This is a genomic window from Methylobacterium sp. 88A (assembly GCF_000376345.1).
Classification (GTDB): domain Bacteria; phylum Pseudomonadota; class Alphaproteobacteria; order Rhizobiales; family Beijerinckiaceae; genus Methylobacterium; species Methylobacterium bullatum.
The window spans coordinates 1,059,056-1,078,597 of record NZ_AQVT01000001.1 but is presented as its reverse complement, the minus strand read 5'-3'; the positions used below and the strand labels follow the sequence as shown (position 1 = coordinate 1,078,597).

Sequence of the window (19,542 nt, the reverse complement as noted above, 5' to 3'; positions counted from 1 at the left end):
AGACCCGAATGACACGTGCCGCACGGCGGATTCATGACCGGAAGAAGGGTTTTTCGGATTCAGGTGCGCAGCACGATGCAGGCGCCTCCGACCTTGCGGATGCGGCTGCACAGGATATCGCCCGCCGCCCGGCTCTCGGCCGGGATGCGGACCCGGTAGAAGGCGCGCGTGCCGCGACTGCGCAGGCGCGTCCCGATGATCATCGGCCGCACCTCGCCGATCACGCCGGCGTAGAGTTTCCGGGTGCGGGAGAAGCTCTGGAGGGCGAGGGATTTCGAGAAATTTCCGGCGAGCTGAATGCCCCAAGGCGCGGCCGGCCCCTCGTTGCCGCCGAGGGCGAAGCGATCGCCGCGTGAGGGTATCCGCAACGCGGCGGTGACCTGCAGGCAGGTCTTCGGCGCTTCCGCCTTCGATGATTCCTTCTTGGGGGCTTCTGCCTCCCCCTCGGCTCCGTTGACGGCCGCGCCCCCGCGCCAATCCTCGGCCGGTGCACCGGTGATCGCCATGACATAGGCGCGCGTCTCGGCGGGCAGGCCGCCCGTTCCGGCGAGCCAGCCCGAGACCCGGCCCGCGCCGCCGTTATAGGCCGCGGCCGCGAGGCCGAGATTTCCGAACTGGCGATTGAGGTCGGCGAGGAGATGGGCGGCGTGCGGGATCGCCTGTTCGGGATCGAACGGGTCGGTCAGCCCGCGCTCGCGTGCCGTTCCCGGCATGAACTGCGCAACACCCTGCGCGCCCACCGGGCTCACGGCCGTGACGCGAAAACTGCTTTCCCGCCAGATCAGCCGTGTCAGGAACGGCACGGGCAAGCCGCGCACCCTGGCCGAATCCTCGATGAGGCGGCAGAGCGCCTGCTCCACGGTTTCGGTCGCCACCTCGGCCGAGGCCGGCGCGGCGGCGAGGAGACAACAGGCGAGGATCAGGCTGCGGAGGGATGTCACGGGGCGTTTGTAATGGCGTCTGGCGCCGGATCAATCGCCGTTCGCCGATCTCATCGCGCCGCGCTATAAGAGCCTCGGCTTCCCCTCTCCGCGGACCCGGTGCCCTTCCCTCGATGACTGACACGCTGCTCGACGTCCAAGACCTGTCGGTCGCCTTTCGCTCGCGTGAGCGTGAGACGCTGGCAGTGGATCGCGTGAGCTTCACGATTCACAAGGGCGAGACCGTGGCCCTGGTCGGCGAGTCCGGGTCGGGCAAGTCGGTGACGGCTCTGTCGATCCTGCGTCTCCTCGATGGCAGCGCCGTCCATCCCGGCGGTCGCATCCTGTTCAAGGGACGGGACATTCTGGCCTTGCCGGAGCCGGAGCTGCGTAAGATCCGCGGTGCCGACATCACCATGGTGTTCCAAGAGCCGATGACCTCGCTCAATCCGCTGCACACGATCCAGCGGCAGATCGGCGAGGTTCTGGAGATTCATCGCGGCCTGTCCGGCCGCAAGGCCCGGGTCCGCATTCTCGAATTACTCGAACTCGTCGGCGTCCGCGACGCCGAGCGGCGCATGGGCGCCTATCCGCACGAATTGTCGGGGGGGCAGCGCCAGCGCGTGATGATCGCCATGGCGCTCGCCTGCGAGCCGGACCTGCTGGTGGCGGACGAGCCGACCACCGCCCTCGACGTCACCGTCCAGGCGCAGATCCTCACGCTCCTGGCCGATTTGCAGAAGCGCCTTGGCATGTCGATGTTGTTCATCACCCACGATCTCGGCATCGTGCAGCGCATCGCCTCGCGGGTCTGCGTGATGCTCGCCGGCCGCATCGTCGAAGCGGGGCCGGTGGACGAGATCTTCGCCAGACCCAAACACGAATATACCCAGCGCCTGCTCGCCTCGGAGCCGAAGGGGCGTGCGAACCCGGTTGCGGACGACGCTCCGCGCCTGCTCGAAGCCGGTCCGCTCAAGGTGTGGTTCCCGGTCCGCGAGGGGCTTCTCCGGCGCACCACCTTCCACGTGAAGGCGGTGGATGGCGTGTCACTCGCCGTCCGCGAGGGGGAGACGATCGGGATCGTCGGGGAATCCGGATCGGGCAAGACCACTCTGGGGCTCGCCCTGCTGCGCCTCACCGGCAGCGAGGGCCCTATCGTCTTCCTCGGCCAGTCCATTGCCGGGCTCGGCCCCGGAGCGATGCGACCGTTCCGGCGCGACATGCAGGTGGTCTTCCAGGACCCCTACGGCTCGCTCTCGCCGCGCATGACGGTGGCCGACATCGTCGCCGAGGGCCTCGTCGTGCAGGGGGCGGTGACGTCGCGCACGGAGCGGCGCGCTGTGGTCGCCAAGGCACTGACCGATGTCGGTCTCGATCCGGCGACGATGGATCGCTACCCGCACGAGTTCTCCGGCGGCCAGCGCCAGCGCATCGCCATCGCCCGCGCCATGGTGCTGAAACCGCGCTTCGTCGTCCTCGACGAACCGACCTCGGCCCTGGATCGGTCGGTTCAGGCTCAGATCGTCACCCTGCTCCGCGACCTGCAGAAGGAGCGCAAGCTCGCCTACCTCTTCATCAGTCACGATCTGAAGGTCGTGCGCGCGTTGGCGAACTACGTGCTGGTGATGCAGAACGGCAAGGTCGTGGAGGAAGGCCGGGCGGAGGCCATCTTCGCCCGGCCGCAGACCGAGTACACGAAGGCCCTGTTCGCTGCCGCCTTCGATCTCAACAGCGCCACCACCGAAGACGTGGTCCCGGCCTGAACACGACGGGACCCATGGCGCGCGTCTTTCTCATCGTCCTCGATTCGGTCGGCATCGGCGGAGGGCCGGACGCTGCCCGCTACGGCGACGAGGGCTCGGACACGCTTGGCCATATCGCGGAAGCCTGCACCGCCGGTGTGGGCGATCGCGAGGGCCTGCGAGGCGGCCCCCTCGCTCTGCCGAATTTGACGCGTCTCGGCCTCGGTCTCGCCGCCGAGGGGGCGAGCGGCCGCATCCCGCCCGGTCTCGAGCCATCCGGTCCGGTCGATGGGGCCTACGGCCATGCCGTCGAGACCGCGCCCGGCAAGGATACACCCTCCGGCCATTGGGAGATCGCGGGCGCCCCCGTCACCGAGGAATGGGGCTACTTCCCCGACAGGGTGCCGGCCTTCCCTCCTGCCCTCACTCAAATGCTGATCGAACGGGGCGAACTCCCCGGTATCCTCGGCGATTGCCACGCCGCCGGCATCCCGATCGTCGAGCGCCTCGGGGCAGAGCATGTCCGGACGGGTAAGCCGATCTGCTACACCTCGGCCGACAGCGTCTTCCAGATCGCCGCTCACGAGGAATCGTTCGGGCTGGACCGGCTCTACGAGCTCTGTCGGACCGCCCGCGAGATCTGCGACCCCTACCGGATCGGCCGAGTCATCGCCCGCCCCTTCCTCGGCTCGGAGGAGACCGGTTTCCGGCGCACGGCGAATCGTAGGGATTTCGCCACGCAGCCGCCGGGCGAGACCCTCCTCGACCGCTTGAGCGAGCGGGGACGCGTCGTGGTCAGCGTCGGCAAGATCGGCGACATCTTCGCCCACCGCGCCACAGGCCGCGAGATCAAACCGGCCGGCAATGCCGCCTGCCTCGATGCGGCGCTGGCCGCGTTCCGCACCCTCCCCGATGGCGGGCTGGTCTTCCTGAACCTGGTCGATTTCGACACGGAATACGGCCACCGCCGCGATGTGCCCGGCTACGCCGCCGAGCTGGAGCGCTTCGATGCGCGCGTGCCCGAGATCCATGCGGAGCTCGCGGAGGGCGATGTCTGCATCGTCACTTCCGACCATGGCAACGACCCGACATGGCCGGGGACGGAGCACACCCGCGAACAGGTGCCGGTTCTGGCCTTCGGTCCCGGTCTTTCCGCCCGGTCACTCGGGCGTAGGGAAACCTTTGCGGATATCGGCGCCTCCATCGCCCACCATCTCGACGTCGGCGAATTGGTACGCGGCACGTCGTGGTGGTGAGTCGGTCCCGCTCATTCCCGGCGGGAGCGAACCTCACACCTCCCAGGTCTCTTCCACTTCCGGCGGGATCGGCCTCGGACGGCGGTCGCTGCCGATGGCGACGAAGGTGAACAGGCCTTCCGTCACCTTCATGGTGGTCTCGCCTTCGCGCTCGCGGCGCCAGACCTCGACCTGGATGCGAAGCGAGGTGCGGCCGACCTTCACGATCCAGGCATAGATGCTGACCTCGTCGCCGACGATGACAGGGCGATGGAAGGTCATGGCATCGACGGAGATCGTGGCGCAGCGGCCCCGCGCCCGCCGCGCGGCCACGTTGCCCGCCGCCAGATCCATCTGCCCCATCAGCCACCCGCCGAAAATATCCCCGGCCGGATTGGTGTCCGCGGGCATCGCGATCGTGCGAACTACGGGAGAGCCGCGGTCGGTGGGCTGTCGCGTCTCGGAAACATCGGTCGACATGGGGTGGTGCGGGCTCCCGTGATCTCGGCCGGCCAATGCAAGCGGCACGCCGCCTGTGTCCTCCTGTCACATCCGACCGGCGGCGAACAGGTGAGCCGCTTGAGGGGTGGCGGAGGTCGTCACGCCCTGATCACAGTCCGGACCGTCCCGTTCCTCCCTGCGCCGGCGAAGGCGGGCGCTTGCGCAGAATTACCGCCCCGCCCGCCAGCAGCGCGATGCAGAGCAGGGCGTAGGGCAGGCTCAACAGCAACAGGAAGAAGCCGACGCTCGCTTCATCACCGCTGGCGCCGCCAGGGTTCCGATCGAGAAGCCAGCCCAGGACGCCCGTGACCGCCAGGAGGACGATACCGTTCAGCAGGATGGCACCCCCGACGGCGAGGCAGCCCCAGCCGATGCGTCGACGCTCATCGCCCACGCGGGCAAGGAGGAGCGTCACGGCGATCACCACGGCGGCCTGAAGACCGATGGCGAGGAAAGGCAGCATGTCTAAAGCCGGTCCCGGCAAGGGTATGGCGGCATCCCGAATTCCGGGGTTGGGTCGGACCATCATACCGATGAGGGCGGTCAGGGCGGGAAAGATCACCCCGCCGATCGCCCAGCCCACGAACAGGCCGAAGACGCTACTGATGAGCCAGCGCCGGGTGTTGGGGTTCATGTGATCGCTTCCCGCCATTGGGCAAATACGCTTCGCCCGGTCATCGCAAGCTGGCGTCCGTCGTACGCCGTCTCCTCGATCATGCCGATTCTCGAACCCCTACCACGGTGGTTCGTAGCCTTGCAGGCCAAGCTTGCAGGAGGGAGGTTCGGCATGGCGTCGCCGCGGCCGAATGCGCCACGCTTTTAAAGGCGATGTGAAGTCCGTCGAGGCAAGCATGCAAAATGACGAGAGCCCGTCAGTCCGGCAGGGCGAACACGATGAGCGCGTCGCCGGTGCCGAAGCCCGAGCCCTTGGTGAACGAAGCTCCGCCGGCCGCCACGGCCACGTATTGCCGGCCGTCCAGTGAATAGGTGATCGGCGGCCCGCCGATCCCGGCGCCGCACTGGAACCGCCACAGCATCTCGCCAGTGGCAGAGTCATGGGCGTCGAGATGTCCGTCTTCCTCACCGGAGAAAACGAGACCGCCGGCGGTAGCGAGCGTGCCGCCGGAAAGGCGGCTTCCCGCCTTGACCGACCACTTGATCGCGCCGCCCTTGGCGAGGTCGATGGCCGTGAGCGTGCTGAAGGAGGGCTCTCCCTTCGCCTCGCTCGTTTCGGTGAAGCGGATCTGCGGCCTGCCATTCGATGCCGGGACGGTCCTCACCGTGTAGGTGGTCGCGCCGTGCCGGACCTGGGCGTAGGCCATGCTCGTTGTCGGATCGAAGGCGACCGGATGCCAGGAGATCGCCCCGAGGGGACCGGGGCTGACCACGGTTCCGGTTTCTGTGGGCGGTGCGTAGAGGTTCTTCTGCGTGGTCAGCGGCGCGGACTTGCCGAGGAGCGTGCCGGTCGCCCGGTCGTGAACGTAGAGCCAGCCGGTCTTGCTCGCCTCTGCGACCGCCTTTACCGGCCCTTTGGGCGTCGGGTAATCGAGAAGGAAGGGCGGGCTCGCGACGTCGTAGCCCCATTCGTCGTGCGGGACCTGCTGATAGTACCAGCGCAGCGTGCCGGTCTTCACGTCGAGCGCAACGAGGCTCATCGTGTAGAGGTTGTCGCCAGGCCGTGAGAGGCCGAAATTCTGCGGTGCGGGGTTGCCCGTGCCGACATAGATCAGGCCGAGATCGGCATCGTAGGCCGGGGTCATCCAGAGCGAGCCACCGCCGACCTTCCAGGCCTCCCTCTGCCGGGGGGCGGCCGCCTTCTCGGCGGCGATGTCGCGGTTGAGCGGCACCCCATCGGCGGTCTTCTCGGCGAAGCCGCCTTCCCAGCCATCCTCCTTGGTGACGTACCAGCGCCAGCGCTCCTCGCCGGTGGCCGCATCGTAAGCGGCGAGCCAGCCGCGGCGTCCGTAGCCGCCTTCGATCCCGACCACGGCGCCGCCGTCGAGCCCGCCCTTCTCGTCCTCCACGTGGAGGCCGTAACCGGCCCCGGCCACGCCGACGATGACGAGCCCGTCGGCCACGAGGGGCGGCATCTTGAACCCGAGCCGGCTCGATCCCTGGATCGCACCCGCGCCGAGCGTTCCGGCGAGATCGGAGGCGGTTTCGGACTCGCCCTCCTCCGGGCGGACGGCCTCATGGTCCCACAAGACCTTTCCGGTCTTGGCCTCGAGAGCGATGACCCGCCCGTCCATAGTCGCCTCGAAGACCTTGCCGCCCGAGACTGCGACACCGCGATTCGAGGGCGGGCCGAAGATCTTCTCCGTCCGGGCCTTGTGGGTGTAGGTCCAGATCACCCGGCCGGTCTTCGCCTCCAGGGCAGCCACGTGGTTCTGAGTGGTGGAGAGATACATCACGCCGTCCACCACCACCGGCTCGGCCTGGAAGTAGCCGGTGATCCCTGTCTGGAAGATCCAGGCCGGGCGCAGCTTGGCGACGTTGCCTCGGTCTATGATTGTGAGCGGCGAGAAATGCCGGTTGGTATGGTCGCGGCCGAACATCGGCCATTCCTCGGCGTGCGCACTTGGAGTGAGCGTCAGCGTGCCGGCCAGCAGGGACAGGGAGGACGCGCGCGCGATCGAAATCCGAGTTGTCATGCCGCTTCGCCCCTGGTGAATCATGAAAACCCGGCTCAATCGATCACGAGTCGGGCGAGTCGTTCGACGGCCTCGAGCTGAAACGGGGTATCCGCAGCATTCATGGAGCGGGCGAGATCGGCGGCGCTCTGCCCGTTTCCGTCGCGCTTGGTTGGGTCGGCGCCTTTCGACAGGAGCAGTTCCACCATTTCGGTGCGGTTGAACATGGCCGCCGTCATCAGCGCCGTACGCGTACCGGTTCCGGTGCCGTCGATAGTGGCGCCCTTCTCCAGCAACAGCTCGACGATGGCCATGTCGCCCTTGAAGGCTGCGCCGGCGAGTGGCGTCTGTCCGCGGTCGTTGGAGAGTTCGGGGTCGCCACCGTTGTCGAGGATGAGGCGCGTGGTCTCGACCTGCCCGTTATAGGCGGCCAGCATCAGCAGGCTGTCGCCCTTATCGTTGAGGAGGTTCGCCGGGAGCCCCTGTGCGAACAGTTCCGCCAACTCGTCCACATGCCCCGCTCGCGCGTATTGAAAGACCCGGCCCGCGAAGGCCAGGGTCTCCGAGTCGAGTTCTGGAAGCGCTGGGGTGGGCGAGGCCGGCGTTTCGGATTGCATCGTCACTTTCTGTCTCAGTGAATGCTGTCTCAGGGAATGACTTTTTCGGCCCGCAGCCGGCCGAACAGGTCGAGGAAGCTGTCGTCGCTGGGCTGATAATCGAGGAAGCCGAGCCGGCGGCTGCGCGCCATGTCGGTGACAACCTCGATCGGACGGCCGAGATCCGCATCGGTGTGCCATGCGGAGGCGAGACGGTCGAGATCGGACTCGACCAAGCCATGGCGCTTCGCCAGCTCGGCCCAGACCGGCCCGTCCTGCGCCATCTGCTCCTCGAGTGGGGTCGGCGAGCCGGGATAGGGAGCCGGTTCGAGGCCGAACCATTCCGCGATGCGGCCCCACATCCACGACCAGCGGAAGACGTCGCCGTTGACCACGTTGAACGCGGTGTTCGCCGCGGCGGGATCGGTGGAAGCCCAGGCGAGATGACGGGCCAGCAGCCGCGCATCGGTGACGTCGGTCAGGCCGTTCCATTGCTGCGGCGAGCCCGGGAACAGGAACGGACGTCCGGTCTCGCGGCACAGAGAGGCGTAGACGGCCAGCGTCACACCCATGTTCATGGCGTTGCCGAGGGCATAGCCGACGATGGTGTGCGGACGGTGCACGCTCCAGCCGAATCCCTGGCGCTTGGCGGCAGCGAAGACCTCGTCCTCCTGTACGTAGTAGAAATTCTCCACCGGCAGGCGGTCCTGGTCCTCGCGAAACGGCGTCTGCGGCAGCGTGCCCTTCCCGTAGGCTTCGAAGGGTCCGAGATAATGCTTGAGGCCGGTCACCAGGGCCACGTGGCGCAACGGAGCGGATTGCAGGGCGTCGAGGAGGTTGCGCACCATGGCGCCGTTGACGCGGCAATTCTCGGCCTCGGTCGCCTGCCGCATCCAGGTGGTGATGAACACATGCGTCGGCGCGAGGTCCGACAAGGCCGCCAGCAGGGAAGCAGGATCGGTGAGGTCCGCCGTCACCGGGGTCACACCCTCGATATCCACGGGCCGGCGCGCCAGACCCAGGACGTTCCAGCCCTCGGCGACGAGGTGACGGGCGAGGTTGTTGCCGACGATGCCGCTCGCACCGGCGATGAGCGCCGTACCCTTGATCCTGTCCGACATGCTGTCTCCAGTAGAGGTGCATTCCTCCTCTGCCCATCCGATGGAGGGACCGGCTAAGGAGGGAATGTGTCTATCGGAACGCGGGAGGTCGGATGTCGATCCGGCGCGGATCCGCTTCAGGCGACGGGTGTCAGTTCGCCGGTCTCGCTGATCTCGTCGGTATGCACGTCGAAGCTCGCGAGCAGGGCCGTGCTGAAGCTCGTGGAGATCGCCACGTCGGTGGCGTCGCGGCCGCGCGCGATGAGGATGCGGCCGATGCGGCGCTTGTTGTTGCGGGCGTCGAAGGTGAACCAGCGCCCGTCGAGATAAACTTCGAGCCAAGCCGAGAAGTCACCCGGCGGCACCACGGGCACGCCGATATCCCCGAGATAGCCGGTGCAGTACCGCGCCGGGATGTTCATGCAGCGGCAGAAGGCCACGGCCAAATGGGTGAAGTCGCGGCAGACGCCGATCTTCTGGGTATAGGCCTCGTAGGCCGTACGGGTGGCGTCGGCCTTCTGGTAATCGAACTTGATGTGCCGATGCACGAAATCGTGGATCGCCTGGACCCGTGCCCAGCCCTCGGGTGTGGTCCCGAATAGACCCCAGGCGATGTTCGAGAGCTTGTCGGTCTCGCAGTAGCGGCTGCCGAGCAGGAACGGCATGACGTCGTCCGGCAGATCCTGCACCGGATGCTGTTTCGCCTCGGGTACGAGCTCGTCCAGCTCGCCGGAATCTTCGATCATGAAATCGGCCGACACCGTGATCCGGCCACCGGGGGCGAGGATGCGGGTGCAGACGTTGCCGAACGGATCGAGGTAGCTGTGGGCCTCCACCGGCGGCTCGATCGTCATCGTCTCCGGTGTCAGCAGGTCTCCCGCGCGCGAGGGATGGACGTTGAGCATCAAGGTGATCGGCGTCGGGCCGAACGTGTCGTAGCCGATCGTGTAGCCGGTCCGGATTTTCATAAGGTCGCTCGCATCAGGCAATGGGACAGGTGGGATCGCTACTCATTTCCACCCGCCGCCGGCGCGCTCCCGCGGCCTTCGGCCTTGCTCGAGCGAGGGGCGTCGAGGCGGCGACGGTCTGGTGCCGTCATGCTCGCCTCAGCCACCCTCACCGAGGGTGGCATCGTCTGAACAAGCAGGTAGCACACCGGAGGGTTGCCGCCTAACGGTTTGCCGCTCCTCATGAATGCTCTCCAGCCGCGCGGAGATCGGCGAGGTCGAGGCGGCGGGTGAACATGGTGAGGCCGCCCTCCGCGTCACGCGGCCAGTCCGCTTCCGGTCTGTCCCGGTAGAGTTCGACCCCGTTCATGTCGGGATCACGCAGGTAGAGCGCTTCGCTGACACCATGGTCGCTGGCGCCGTCGAGGGCGATGCCGGCTTCGTCGAGTCGGCGCAGTGCGTCGGCCAGGCTTGCCCGCGTCGGGTAGAGTATGGCGAGGTGGAACAGGCCGGTCGTGCCGGGCGCTGGCGGGCTGCCGCCTTCGCTCTCCCACGTGTTGAGCCCGATATGGTGGTGGTAGTCCCCGGCGGCTATGAAGGCGGCCTGGGTGCCATAGCGAGCCTTCAGGGTGAAGCCGAGCACTCCGCAATAAAAGGCCAGCGCTCGGTCGAGATTCGCGACCTTGAGATGGACATGGCCGATCCGCGCCTGCGGATGGATCGGGTTCGACGTCGTCGTCATGATGGGTCTCGCTCCTGATCGTCGCGAAGCGATGGGCCGCCCTTTCCCCTTTCGTTCCGCGGGGCCATATTCCACCCATGCCTCCTGCGAACAAACCCCGCGTCTCCTCGGCGAAGGCTTCGAAGCCCGAGCTGAAACCGCTCGACGAGCATCTGGCGGCCCTGCTGAGCCCGGCGCTCAACCGCAACCGGCTGCCCGCCGTGGAGAATCCCACGCCGCCGGCTCCGCCGAAGAAGCCCGGCAGGCCCAAGAAAGCCGCATTGCCCCCCGGCGGTTTCGGTGAAGCGCCGCAGGCCGGGTTCACCCTCGGCGACGCTGCCGAGGTCGACCCACGCCTTGCGCAGGCGTTGGGGATCACGCCGCCGGAAGACGGTCCGGCACCCGAGGCGCTGGCGAACGAGGATGAGGGTTCGCTGGCCAGCGACGGCGTGTCCGCCACGGTGGACGCCCTGTCGCGCCTCCTCACCGAAGGCAACCCGCTGTTCCGGGACGGCAAGACCTGGGCGCCGCATCGCCCGGAGCGGCCGAAGAAATCCGAGGGCGGCCTCGCCTTCACGTTGAAATCCGAGTTCGAGCCCGCGGGCGACCAGCCCCGCGCCATCGCCGAACTGGTGGAGGGGGTGAACAAGAACGAGCGCGATCAGGTGCTGCTCGGCGTCACCGGCTCTGGCAAGACCTTCACCATGGCCAAGATCATCGAGGCGACGCAGCGCCCCGCCCTGATCCTGGCGCCGAACAAGACGCTGGCGGCGCAGCTCTACGGCGAGTTCAAGAGCTTCTTCCCCGACAACGCGGTGGAGTATTTCGTCTCCTACTACGATTACTACCAGCCCGAGGCCTATGTGCCGCGCTCCGATACGTTCATCGAGAAGGAATCCTCGATCAACGAGCAGATCGACCGGATGCGCCACTCGGCCACCCGCGCTCTGCTCGAGCGCGACGACGTCATCATCGTCGCGTCGGTCTCGTGCATCTACGGTATCGGCTCGGTGGAGACCTACACCGCCATGTCGTTCACGGTGTCGCTGAACGAGCGGATCGAGCAGCGCCAACTGGTCGCCGACCTCGTGGCTCTCCAATACAAGCGCATCCAGTCCGATTTCGCCCGCGGCACCTTCCGGGTGCGTGGCGACGTGATCGAACTCTGGCCCGCCCACTTGGAGGATCGCGGCTGGCGCATCGGCCTGTTCGGCGACGAAATCGAGTCGATCACCGAATTCGATCCGCTCACCGGTAAGAAGATCAACGACCTGAAATTCGTGAAGGTCTACGCCAACTCGCACTACGTTACGCCACGCCCGACGCTCCAGCAGGCGATCAAGGGCATCAAGACCGAGCTGAAGCTCCGGGTCGACGAGTTGACCAAGATGGGCCGGCTGATCGAGGCACAGCGGATCGAGCAGCGCTGCACCTTCGACATCGAGATGATCGAGGCGACGGGCGCCTGCAACGGCATCGAGAACTATTCGCGCTACCTCACCGGCCGCAAGCCCGGCGAGCCGCCGCCGACGCTGTTCGAATACCTGCCCGACAATGCCATCGTCTTCACCGACGAGAGCCATGTCACGGTTCCGCAGATCGGCGGCATGTACAAGGGCGACTTTCGCCGCAAAGCGACGCTGGCCGAATACGGCTTCCGCCTGCCCTCCTGCCTAGACAATCGCCCGCTCCGGTTCGAGGAATGGGACGCCATGCGGCCGCAATCGGTCCACGTCTCGGCGACCCCGGCGAAATGGGAGATGGAGCAGACCGGCGGTGTCTTCGCCGAACAGGTCATCCGCCCCACCGGCCTCGTCGATCCGGTGATCGAGATCCGCCCTGCCCGTTCGCAGGTAGACGATCTATTGGGCGAAGTGCGCGAGGTGGCTCAGGCCGGCTACCGCACCCTGGTGACCACGCTCACCAAGCGCATGGCCGAGGACCTGACCGAGTATTTGCACGAGAACAGCGTCCGCGTGCGCTACATGCATTCGGACATCGACACGCTGGAGCGGATCGAGATCATCCGCGACCTGCGGCTCGGGGCGTTCGACGTGCTCATCGGCATCAACCTGCTGCGCGAGGGCCTCGACATCCCGGAATGCGCCCTCGTGGCGATCCTCGACGCCGACAAGGAGGGCTTCCTGCGCTCCGAGACCTCGCTGATCCAGACCATCGGCCGCGCCGCACGCAATGCCGATGCGCGCTGCATCCTCTACGCGGACAACATCACCGGCTCGATGGAGCGGGCCATGGCGGAGACCGAGCGTCGCCGCCTGAAGCAGCTCGCCTATAACGAGGAGCACGGCATCACGCCGCAGAGTGTGAAGCGTGGCATCTCCGACATTCTCAGCAGTGTGTTCGAGGGCGACCACGTCAAGGTGGATACCGGGCTCGCCAAGGACGCCGTCACCATCGGCCATAACTTCAAGGCCGTCATCGCGGATCTCGAGAAACGCATGCGCACGGCCGCCGCCGATCTCGATTTCGAGGAAGCGGCGCGCCTGCGCGACGAGCTCAAGCGCCTGCAGGCGACGGAACTCCTGCTCTCGGATGATCCGATGGCGCGCCAGGGTGACGTCGAGCGCGACGCGGGCAAATACGGCGCGAAGCGGAGCCGCATCTCGAAGCCGAGCCTCGACAATATGGGCCCGGGCACCGACCGCGAACTACCCGTGGGAGGCGAAGCGCCGCTTTGGGCCGAGCGGCCGAAGCCGCGTTCGACGCAGGGGCTCGGCGGCCAGAAGCCGAAATACAAGGGCGGTGTCGGGCGCAAGCGCGACTGAAACACGCATCGTCGTCGGAACCCCCGGCCTAGGCTCGGGCTTGGAGAAGCATGTGACGGCGGCCCTTCACCTGTCGCCCCCATGCCTCGAACCGACGGAGCGATCCCATGCGCAAGGAACCTCTTATCCGGGCGAGCCTGCTCCTCGCTGCCGGAATCCTCCTGGTGCATACCGCGCCCGCCCAGGCGATCTCCGATCGTCGCGACCAACCGACGGCTGCCGACGTGCCGTCCGAAACCCGATCGGGCGAGACAGCCGGTTCGAAGCCCATCGGCGACGTGAAGCCGCCGAGCGCCATCCGCCCCTCGACGGCTGTCACCGAGGATGACGGAAAGACCTCTCGGACCAACCCACTCGATCATCTGCCCGCGCGCGACCGCGCCGGGACCGGCGGACGCCGGGAATAGAATTCGCCGTCAAGGCTCGATGCTCAGGAGGAACAACCATGGGATTGCTCGATCAGGTCATCGGCGGTGTGCTCGGTAACGTCCTCGGAGGTGGCCGGGGCAGCGATCACCAGCAAGGCGGCGGTTCCAGTGGCGGCGCGCTCGGAGGCTCCCTGTCGCCCATCGTCCAGGCTTTGCTGATGCTGCTTCTGCAGAAGGGCGGCGGCGGCTTGAGCGATATCCTCGGCGGCGGTCGGGGCGGCCCGCCGGATATGGAGCAAGGCCGGCGCGGGCCGCCCGAACCCTATGACGACGGCGACCAGGGCGGCTTCAATCAAGACCCGTACAATGAGGGCCGAGACCGGGGCGGCCATGGCGGCGGATCGCGCGGATCGTCGCCCGAAGGCGATTTCAGCGACCTGTCGGGGATGCTCGACGGACCCGGCGGCGGCCAGGGCTACCAGGGCTCTCGCGATCAGGGCCATTCCTCCGGCGCGGGGCCTTACAGCCGCCTCGACCAGGAGCAGGGCGACGATCTCGGTGGGTTCGACGGGTTGATCGACCGGCTCCAGCGGGGCGGTCTCGGCGACGCCATCGGTTCCTGGATCGGGCATGGACAGAACCAGTCGGTGGAGCCGAACCGGCTCGCGGATGCCCTCGGTTCGGACACGGTGAACACGCTGCAGAGCCGCACCGGCCTCTCCCGCGACGATCTGCTGTCACAGCTTGCCCAGGCGCTACCGGGCGTCATCGACGGGCTGACCCCGCAGGGACGGAAGCCGGAGCCAGAGGAGCGTCGTGGCTGGTAATCTAGCCTTCAAGCCCGGCGGATCGTGGGTTTGCCGGGCTTCGCAGGCTGACAAGTGGCACAGTAGAAGGTCGAGCGGCCCGATTGCACGATCCGCGCGATGGTGCCGCCGCAGCCTTTCGTGGTGCAGGGCTCGCCGGTGCGGTCGTAAACCCGGAACGCATGCTGGAACGAGCCCGACCCGCCATCGGTATGGGCATAGTCGCGCAGGGTGGACCCGCCGGCGGCAACCGCCTCGGTGAGCACGTCGCGGATCATCCGCGCGAGCAACCGCGCTTTCGTCGTCGGCCGCCCATCGTCTTTCGCCAGGATTCCCGCCGGTAATTCGGGATGCAGTCCAGCACGGTGAAGCGCTTCGCAGACATAGATGTTGCCGAGACCCGCAATCAGCCGCTGATCGAGGAGAGCGGCCTTCAGCGGCGTGATCTTGTTGCGGAAGAGCAGCGCCAGGCTCTCCGGGCTCATGGCCTCGCTCAACGGTTCGATCCCCATTGCGGCGAAATGCTTGCAGCCGGCGAGGTCCACGGTCGGCACGAGGTCCATGAAGCCGAAGCGGCGCGCGTCGTTATAGGTGACGGTGGCGCCGTTCGACATCGCCATCACCACATGGTCGTGCTTGGCGTTGCCGAGCGCCCCTTCGAGATAGAAATCTCCCGGCGAGACGTTACGACCGTCCGGCAAGGCCACGTCGAAGCGCCCGCTCATGCCGAGATGCAGGATCAGCGTCTCCCCGGTGTCGAGACCGGCGGTGAGGTATTTCGCCCGTCGCGCCAGATCGGTCACCGTGGCGCCTTCGAGCCGCTGTGCGAAGCGCTCGGGGAAGGGAAACCGCAGGTTCGGCCGGCGCAGGGTCACACGGGAGAACGTCGCGCCCACCATGGCGGGGGAAAGACCGCGACGGACGGTTTCGACTTCGGGCAGTTCGGGCATGGAGGGGGGCGAGGCTCTGGATCGGGGACGGCGCCTACATGACAAGAGCGGCATCCGCCACCCGATCGTTATGCACCTGTCTAACCCGGCACATGGCGATCCGTGCCGGCTTTCGCTATGACGCTCGCGCAAGAGGATGGTGACATGAGTTCGGCCGAGCGATCGAAGGAAGAGACCAGCACGCATTTTGGGTTCGAGCAGGTTGCGCTCGACGAAAAGCAGGGGCGTGTCGACGACGTGTTCCGCTCTGTGGCGAAACGCTACGACCTGATGAACGACCTGATGTCGGGCGGGCTCCACCGCGCCTGGAAGTCGCATCTCATCTCGATGCTGCGGCCACCGCGCAACCGGCCTTTCCACCATCTCGACGTGGCCGGCGGCACCGCCGACATCGCCTTCCGCTGCCTGGAGGCGGGGGGCTCCGAAACCCATGTCACAGTGCTCGACATCAACGAGTCGATGCTGCGGGTCGGTGCGGAGCGGGCCGGCCACCGCTATGACGGCCGGATCGATTTCGTCACCGCGAATGCCGAGTCGCTTCCCCTGCCGAACGAGGCGTTCGACGCCTACACCATCGCCTTCGGCATCCGGAACGTTCCCCGGATCGACCTGGCCCTGGCCGAGGCACGCCGCGTCCTGAAGCCCGGCGGGCGCTTCCTCTGCCTGGAATTCTCAAAAGTCGATCTGCCCGTCCTCGACCGGATCTACGACGCCTACTCGTTCCACGTGATTCCTCGCTTGGGCGCGAGCGTGGCCGGCGATGCGGATTCCTACCGGTACCTCGTGGAATCCATCCGCAAATTCCCGACCCCTGGTCGATTTGCCGGCATGATCGAAGACGCCGGGTTCAAGCACGTCACCCACCGGCCCCTGTCCGGCGGAATCGTCGCGATCCATTCCGGCTGGAAGATCTCGTGACGTCAGATCGGATCGATCTGCCCGATCTGGTCCTACACAGCTCCCTCATCCTGAGGTGCCGCGATAGCGGCCTCGAAGGAGGCCTCCAGATCGCAGGGTGGCCTCTGGAAACCTCCTTCGAGGCCGCCGCTCCGCATCGTCACCTGAGGATGAGGTTCAGTGGTGGGACGAGTGCTGGTCCTGCCGTGATCACGCACGTCGAAAGCATCCCATGCTAGGCGCCATCGTCTATCTCATCCGCGGTGCCGGGGTCGGCTTCGTGCTGGCACGCGAAGGCGGGCTGTCGTTCATCGACCCCACCGAGCTGCCGCCGCATCTTCGCTTCGCCCTTAAGCTCGGGCGGATGCTGGAGCGGCCGGGCCTCGGCGCCGGGGCGGGTCCGCTGCAACGTGCGCTGACCCGGCTCGGCCCTTCCTACGTCAAGTTCGGCCAATTCCTGGCGACGCGGCCCGACATCGTCGGCATGAATGCCGCCCTCGATCTCGAGAAGCTGCAGGACCGGGTTCCGCCCTTCCCGCAGGAACAGGCGATCCGCGTGGTCGAAGCCGCCTTCGGCAAGCCGGTCCGCGAGCTGTTCCTGTCCTTCAGCGAGCCCGTGGCCGCCGCGTCCATCGCCCAGGTCCACAAGGCCCACATCCTCGACGCGAACGGCGTCGAGCGCGTGCTGGCGGTGAAGATCATGCGGCCCGGCGTGCGCGAGCGGTTCCAGCGCGATCTTCAGGTGATGCGGTTCATGGCTCGCGTGGTCCATGCCCTGTCGCCGAAGGCGGAGCGCCTGCGCCCGCGCGACGTGGTCGAGATCCTGGCCCGCTCCGTGATGATGGAGATGGATTTCCGGCTCGAAGCCGCGGCCATGTCCGAGCTCGCGCAGAACACAAAGGACGATGCCGATTTCCGCGTGCCGAAGCCCGAATGGGAGCTGACCGCGCGGGACGTGCTGTCGAGCGAGTGGATCGAGGGCATCCGGCTCAATGATCGCGCCGCCATCGTCGCTGCCGGCCACGACCCCAAGGCGCTCGGCCTCGCGGTCATCCAGTCCTTCCTGCGGCAGGCGATCCGCGACGGCTTCTTCCACGCCGACATGCATCCCGGAAACCTGTTCGTCGATGCGAGCGGCACGCTCGTGGCGGTCGATTTCGGCATCATGGGCCGGCTCGGGATGATGGAGCGGCGCTTCCTCGCCGAGATCCTGCTCGGCTTCATCCTGCGCGATTACAAGCGCGTGGCCCAGGTGCATTTCGAGGCGGGCTACGTGCCGGCCCACCATTCGGTGGAGGATTTCGCCCAGGCCATCCGCGCCATCGGCGAGCCGATCCACCAGCGACGGGCCGACGAGATCTCGATGGCCAAGGTGCTGACGCTGCTCTTCGACATCACTGCCCTGTTCGACATGAGCACGCGCACCGAATTGGTGATGCTGCAGAAGACCATGGTGGTGGTGGAGGGCGTCGCCCGCTCCCTCGATCCGCAGCTCGACATGTGGACCGGGGCGGAGCCGGTGGTCCGCTCGTGGATCGCGCGTAATCTCGGACCTCTCGGGCGAATCGAGGGTGCGGGACGTGCTGCCCTGACCTTGTCCGACGTCGTCACCGACCTGCCCGACCTCGCTCAGCGCCTGCGCCGGATTCTCGTGCGTCTCGACGAGAGCGGAACCGGCGACCGCAAGGCGTTGGAGAGCATAGCCCGCAAGGAGCGTCGCCGGGCGCTGTGGTCCACGGCGGCGCTCTGGGCCATCGCGGTAGGCGCACTGGTGATGGCGTTCCGGTAAGGGCCGAGTGAACGGGATGGCGCGGACACCGCTGTTCGTGGCCGCACTGTCATATCCGTTCGCTGTGGACGATCACGAAGTGCGGGAGTAGCCCTCCATCATGACCCTCCCCCTCCAGAACCGACGCATCCTGCTCGTGATCGGTGGCGGTATCGCCGCCTACAAGTCGTTGGACCTGATCCGCCGCCTCCGCGAGCGCGGGGCGCGGGTGCGTCCGCTGCTCACGGCGGGGGCACAGGAATTCGTCACCCCCCTCGCCGCTGCCGCCCTCGCCGGGGAGCGCGCCCATACCGACCTGTTCGACCGGGCGGAGGAAGCCGATATCGGCCATATCAAGCTGGCGCGCGATGCGGATGCCATCGTGGTCGCGCCTGCCACCGCCAACCTGATGGCGCGGATGGCGAGCGGAGACGCCTCGGACCTCGCCTCCACGGTTCTCCTTGCGACGACCCTCCCGATCCTGATCGCTCCGGCGATGAATGTCCGCATGTGGCAGCATCCGGCGACGCGTCGGAACCTGGCGACGCTCAAGGGCGACGGTGTCCGAGTGGTCGGACCCAATGACGGCGCCATGGCCGAAGCGGAGTTCGGTCCGGGCCGCCTCGCGGAACCCCTGGAAATCGCCGATGCGGTCGAGGCCATGCTCGGTGAAATTTCGACGGCATCCTCGGCGGCGACCGGGGGATTCGGATTTCTCGCCGGTCGTTCGCCGCAGAAGCCTCTCGCGGGCCGGCGCGTCCTCGTGACGTCCGGCCCGACGCATGAACCGATCGACCCCGTACGATACCTCGCCAACCGCTCGTCGGGGCGACAGGGCCATGCCATCGCCGCCGCTGCCGCAGAAGCGGGCGCGGAGGTCACGCTGATCTCCGGTCCCGTTTCCATCGCCGACCCGAAGGGCGTTACAATCGTGCGTGTGGAGACCGCGCGGGAGATGCTTGCTGCGGTGGAGGCCGCCCTCCCCGCCGACCTCGCTGTCTTCGCCGCGGCGGTGGGGGACTGGCGCCCGGCTCAGGACAGGACGTCGAAGATCAAGAAGGACGGAGCGGCCGTGCCGCCCCTCTCCCTTGTGGAGAATCCGGACATTCTCGCCACCATCGCCAAGCGCAGTGAAGGGCGCCCGAAGCTGGTGGTCGGCTTTGCCGCCGAAACCGATTCGGTGATCGCCCACGCTCGGGCGAAGATCGCCCGCAAGGGCTGCGATCTGCTCGTCGCCAACGATGTCTCCGCCGAGGGCGGCGTGATGGGCGGCACCGCCAACACCATCCATCTGCTCGACCGGGACGGTGGGTTGGAGACATGGCCGACCCTCGACAAGGACGAGGTCGGGCGACGACTCGTGGAGCGCTTCGCCGCGCGGCTCGCACCGTGATGCGGATCAATCTCGCAGATGCCACGTTAAGGCTTGACGAACACTTCGCACCGCATCATGTGGGCGCAACCGCCGTTGCCCCGCATATGCTCGGCTCGGTGGATCACAGGAACTTTCGAACCCAATGCCCAGCGACAGTAGTCGATGGACCGCGCCGAATTTGGCCGACCGCGTGTTGAGCG

At 67.1% G+C, this 19,542-nt stretch carries 17 protein-coding genes; 8 read left to right on the top strand and 9 right to left on the bottom strand.

The genetic code is table 11. The features are described from left to right. Positions 1-59 precede the first annotated feature (59 nt). Complete coding sequence (locus tag A3OM_RS0105085; protein ID WP_051074369.1) at positions 60-923, bottom strand: transglycosylase SLT domain-containing protein; 864 nt, start codon at positions 921-923, stop codon at positions 60-62. 131 nt (positions 924-1,054) lie between these two features. On the opposite strand from A3OM_RS0105085, the gene A3OM_RS0105080 reads away from it, so the two are divergent. Further along, positions 1,055-2,683, top strand: coding sequence for an ABC transporter ATP-binding protein (locus A3OM_RS0105080; protein WP_018042649.1), 1,629 nt, complete (start codon positions 1,055-1,057; stop codon positions 2,681-2,683). 14 nt (positions 2,684-2,697) lie between these two features. Then, positions 2,698-3,918 carry a phosphopentomutase gene (locus A3OM_RS0105075; RefSeq protein ID WP_018042648.1) on the top strand — a complete coding sequence of 407 codons (1,221 nt, stop codon included), beginning with the start codon at positions 2,698-2,700 and terminating at the stop codon, positions 3,916-3,918. 33 nt (positions 3,919-3,951) lie between these two features. Here the strand turns inward: A3OM_RS0105075 and A3OM_RS0105070 are convergent, their stop codons facing one another. The 7 genes from A3OM_RS0105070 to A3OM_RS0105040 all read right to left on the bottom strand — a co-directional run bounded on the left by A3OM_RS0105070 (position 3,952) and on the right by A3OM_RS0105040 (position 10,413). Further along, positions 3,952-4,377 carry an acyl-CoA thioesterase gene (locus tag A3OM_RS0105070; RefSeq protein ID WP_018042647.1) on the bottom strand — a complete coding sequence of 142 codons (426 nt, stop codon included), beginning with the start codon at positions 4,375-4,377 and terminating at the stop codon, positions 3,952-3,954. Positions 4,378-4,507: 130 nt separating this feature from the next. After that, positions 4,508-5,032 (bottom strand): hypothetical protein, encoded by a 525-nt coding sequence (locus A3OM_RS0105065; protein WP_043764301.1) that lies wholly within the window; start codon positions 5,030-5,032, stop codon positions 4,508-4,510. A 238-nt stretch (positions 5,033-5,270) separates the two neighbouring features. Next, entirely contained in the window at positions 5,271-7,049 is a 1,779-nt protein-coding gene (locus A3OM_RS0105060; RefSeq protein WP_018042645.1) for a PQQ-binding-like beta-propeller repeat protein, read from the bottom strand. Between the two features lie 35 nt (positions 7,050-7,084). Next, complete coding sequence (locus tag A3OM_RS0105055) at positions 7,085-7,645, bottom strand: ankyrin repeat domain-containing protein (protein WP_018042644.1); 561 nt, start codon at positions 7,643-7,645, stop codon at positions 7,085-7,087. Positions 7,646-7,674: 29 nt separating this feature from the next. Further along, entirely contained in the window at positions 7,675-8,733 is a 1,059-nt protein-coding gene (locus A3OM_RS0105050; protein WP_026175727.1) for an SDR family oxidoreductase, read from the bottom strand. A gap of 128 nt (positions 8,734-8,861) precedes the next feature. Next, positions 8,862-9,692 (bottom strand): transglutaminase family protein, encoded by an 831-nt coding sequence (locus A3OM_RS0105045; RefSeq protein WP_018042642.1) that lies wholly within the window; start codon positions 9,690-9,692, stop codon positions 8,862-8,864. Between the two features lie 220 nt (positions 9,693-9,912). Beyond that, entirely contained in the window at positions 9,913-10,413 is a 501-nt protein-coding gene (locus A3OM_RS0105040; protein WP_018042641.1) for a VOC family protein, read from the bottom strand. Positions 10,414-10,490: 77 nt separating this feature from the next. On the opposite strand from A3OM_RS0105040, the gene uvrB reads away from it, so the two are divergent. The 3 genes from uvrB (at position 10,491) to A3OM_RS0105025 (ending at position 14,373) form a co-directional block, all read left to right on the top strand. Next, positions 10,491-13,178 carry an excinuclease ABC subunit UvrB gene (gene uvrB, locus A3OM_RS0105035; RefSeq protein ID WP_018042640.1) on the top strand — a complete coding sequence of 896 codons (2,688 nt, stop codon included), beginning with the start codon at positions 10,491-10,493 and terminating at the stop codon, positions 13,176-13,178. A gap of 107 nt (positions 13,179-13,285) precedes the next feature. Continuing rightward, complete coding sequence (locus A3OM_RS0105030) at positions 13,286-13,585, top strand: hypothetical protein (RefSeq protein WP_018042639.1); 300 nt, start codon at positions 13,286-13,288, stop codon at positions 13,583-13,585. 38 nt (positions 13,586-13,623) lie between these two features. Beyond that, the gene (locus tag A3OM_RS0105025; RefSeq protein WP_018042638.1) at positions 13,624-14,373 is read left to right on the top strand and encodes a YidB family protein; all 750 of its coding nucleotides are present in this window, start codon (positions 13,624-13,626) and stop codon (positions 14,371-14,373) included. 8 nt (positions 14,374-14,381) lie between these two features. On the opposite strand, the gene mutM is transcribed toward A3OM_RS0105025, so the two are convergent. Then, positions 14,382-15,302: a bifunctional DNA-formamidopyrimidine glycosylase/DNA-(apurinic or apyrimidinic site) lyase gene (gene mutM, locus A3OM_RS0105020; RefSeq protein WP_026175726.1), complete on the bottom strand. Its 921-nt coding sequence runs from the start codon at positions 15,300-15,302 to the stop codon at positions 14,382-14,384. A gap of 144 nt (positions 15,303-15,446) precedes the next feature. Here mutM and ubiE point away from each other — a divergent pair, with 144 nt between their 5' ends. From ubiE to A3OM_RS0105000, 3 genes are all read left to right on the top strand, one after another. After that, positions 15,447-16,220: a bifunctional demethylmenaquinone methyltransferase/2-methoxy-6-polyprenyl-1,4-benzoquinol methylase UbiE gene (gene ubiE, locus A3OM_RS0105015; protein ID WP_026175725.1), complete on the top strand. Its 774-nt coding sequence runs from the start codon at positions 15,447-15,449 to the stop codon at positions 16,218-16,220. A 211-nt stretch (positions 16,221-16,431) separates the two neighbouring features. After that, positions 16,432-17,988: a 2-polyprenylphenol 6-hydroxylase gene (ubiB, locus tag A3OM_RS0105005; RefSeq protein WP_018042634.1), complete on the top strand. Its 1,557-nt coding sequence runs from the start codon at positions 16,432-16,434 to the stop codon at positions 17,986-17,988. A gap of 100 nt (positions 17,989-18,088) precedes the next feature. Continuing rightward, on the top strand, positions 18,089-19,360 hold the full coding sequence (locus tag A3OM_RS0105000) for a phosphopantothenoylcysteine decarboxylase (RefSeq protein ID WP_018042633.1): 1,272 nt from the start codon (positions 18,089-18,091) through the stop codon (positions 19,358-19,360). Positions 19,361-19,542 lie beyond the last annotated feature (182 nt).

Bases quoted from the DNA above. Each gene is read 5' to 3' on its own strand.
- A3OM_RS0105080 (WP_018042649.1), top strand. From the start codon at position 1,055: ATGACTGACACGCTGCTCGACGTCCAAGACCTGTCGGTCGCCTTTCGC.
- A3OM_RS0105075 (WP_018042648.1), top strand. From the start codon at position 2,698: ATGGCGCGCGTCTTTCTCATCGTCCTCGATTCGGTCGGCATCGGCGGA.
- A3OM_RS0105070 (WP_018042647.1), bottom strand. From the start codon at position 4,377: ATGTCGACCGATGTTTCCGAGACGCGACAGCCCACCGACCGCGGCTCT.
- A3OM_RS0105065 (WP_043764301.1), bottom strand. From the start codon at position 5,032: ATGAACCCCAACACCCGGCGCTGGCTCATCAGTAGCGTCTTCGGCCTG.
- A3OM_RS0105060 (WP_018042645.1), bottom strand. From the start codon at position 7,049: ATGACAACTCGGATTTCGATCGCGCGCGCGTCCTCCCTGTCCCTGCTG.
- A3OM_RS0105055 (WP_018042644.1), bottom strand. From the start codon at position 7,645: ATGCAATCCGAAACGCCGGCCTCGCCCACCCCAGCGCTTCCAGAACTC.
- A3OM_RS0105045 (WP_018042642.1), bottom strand. From the start codon at position 9,692: ATGAAAATCCGGACCGGCTACACGATCGGCTACGACACGTTCGGCCCG.
- A3OM_RS0105040 (WP_018042641.1), bottom strand. From the start codon at position 10,413: ATGACGACGACGTCGAACCCGATCCATCCGCAGGCGCGGATCGGCCAT.
- uvrB (WP_018042640.1), top strand. From the start codon at position 10,491: ATGCCTCCTGCGAACAAACCCCGCGTCTCCTCGGCGAAGGCTTCGAAG.
- A3OM_RS0105030 (WP_018042639.1), top strand. From the start codon at position 13,286: ATGCGCAAGGAACCTCTTATCCGGGCGAGCCTGCTCCTCGCTGCCGGA.
- A3OM_RS0105025 (WP_018042638.1), top strand. From the start codon at position 13,624: ATGGGATTGCTCGATCAGGTCATCGGCGGTGTGCTCGGTAACGTCCTC.
- mutM (WP_026175726.1), bottom strand. From the start codon at position 15,302: ATGCCCGAACTGCCCGAAGTCGAAACCGTCCGTCGCGGTCTTTCCCCC.
- ubiE (WP_026175725.1), top strand. From the start codon at position 15,447: ATGAGTTCGGCCGAGCGATCGAAGGAAGAGACCAGCACGCATTTTGGG.
- ubiB (WP_018042634.1), top strand. From the start codon at position 16,432: ATGCTAGGCGCCATCGTCTATCTCATCCGCGGTGCCGGGGTCGGCTTC.
- A3OM_RS0105000 (WP_018042633.1), top strand. From the start codon at position 18,089: ATGACCCTCCCCCTCCAGAACCGACGCATCCTGCTCGTGATCGGTGGC.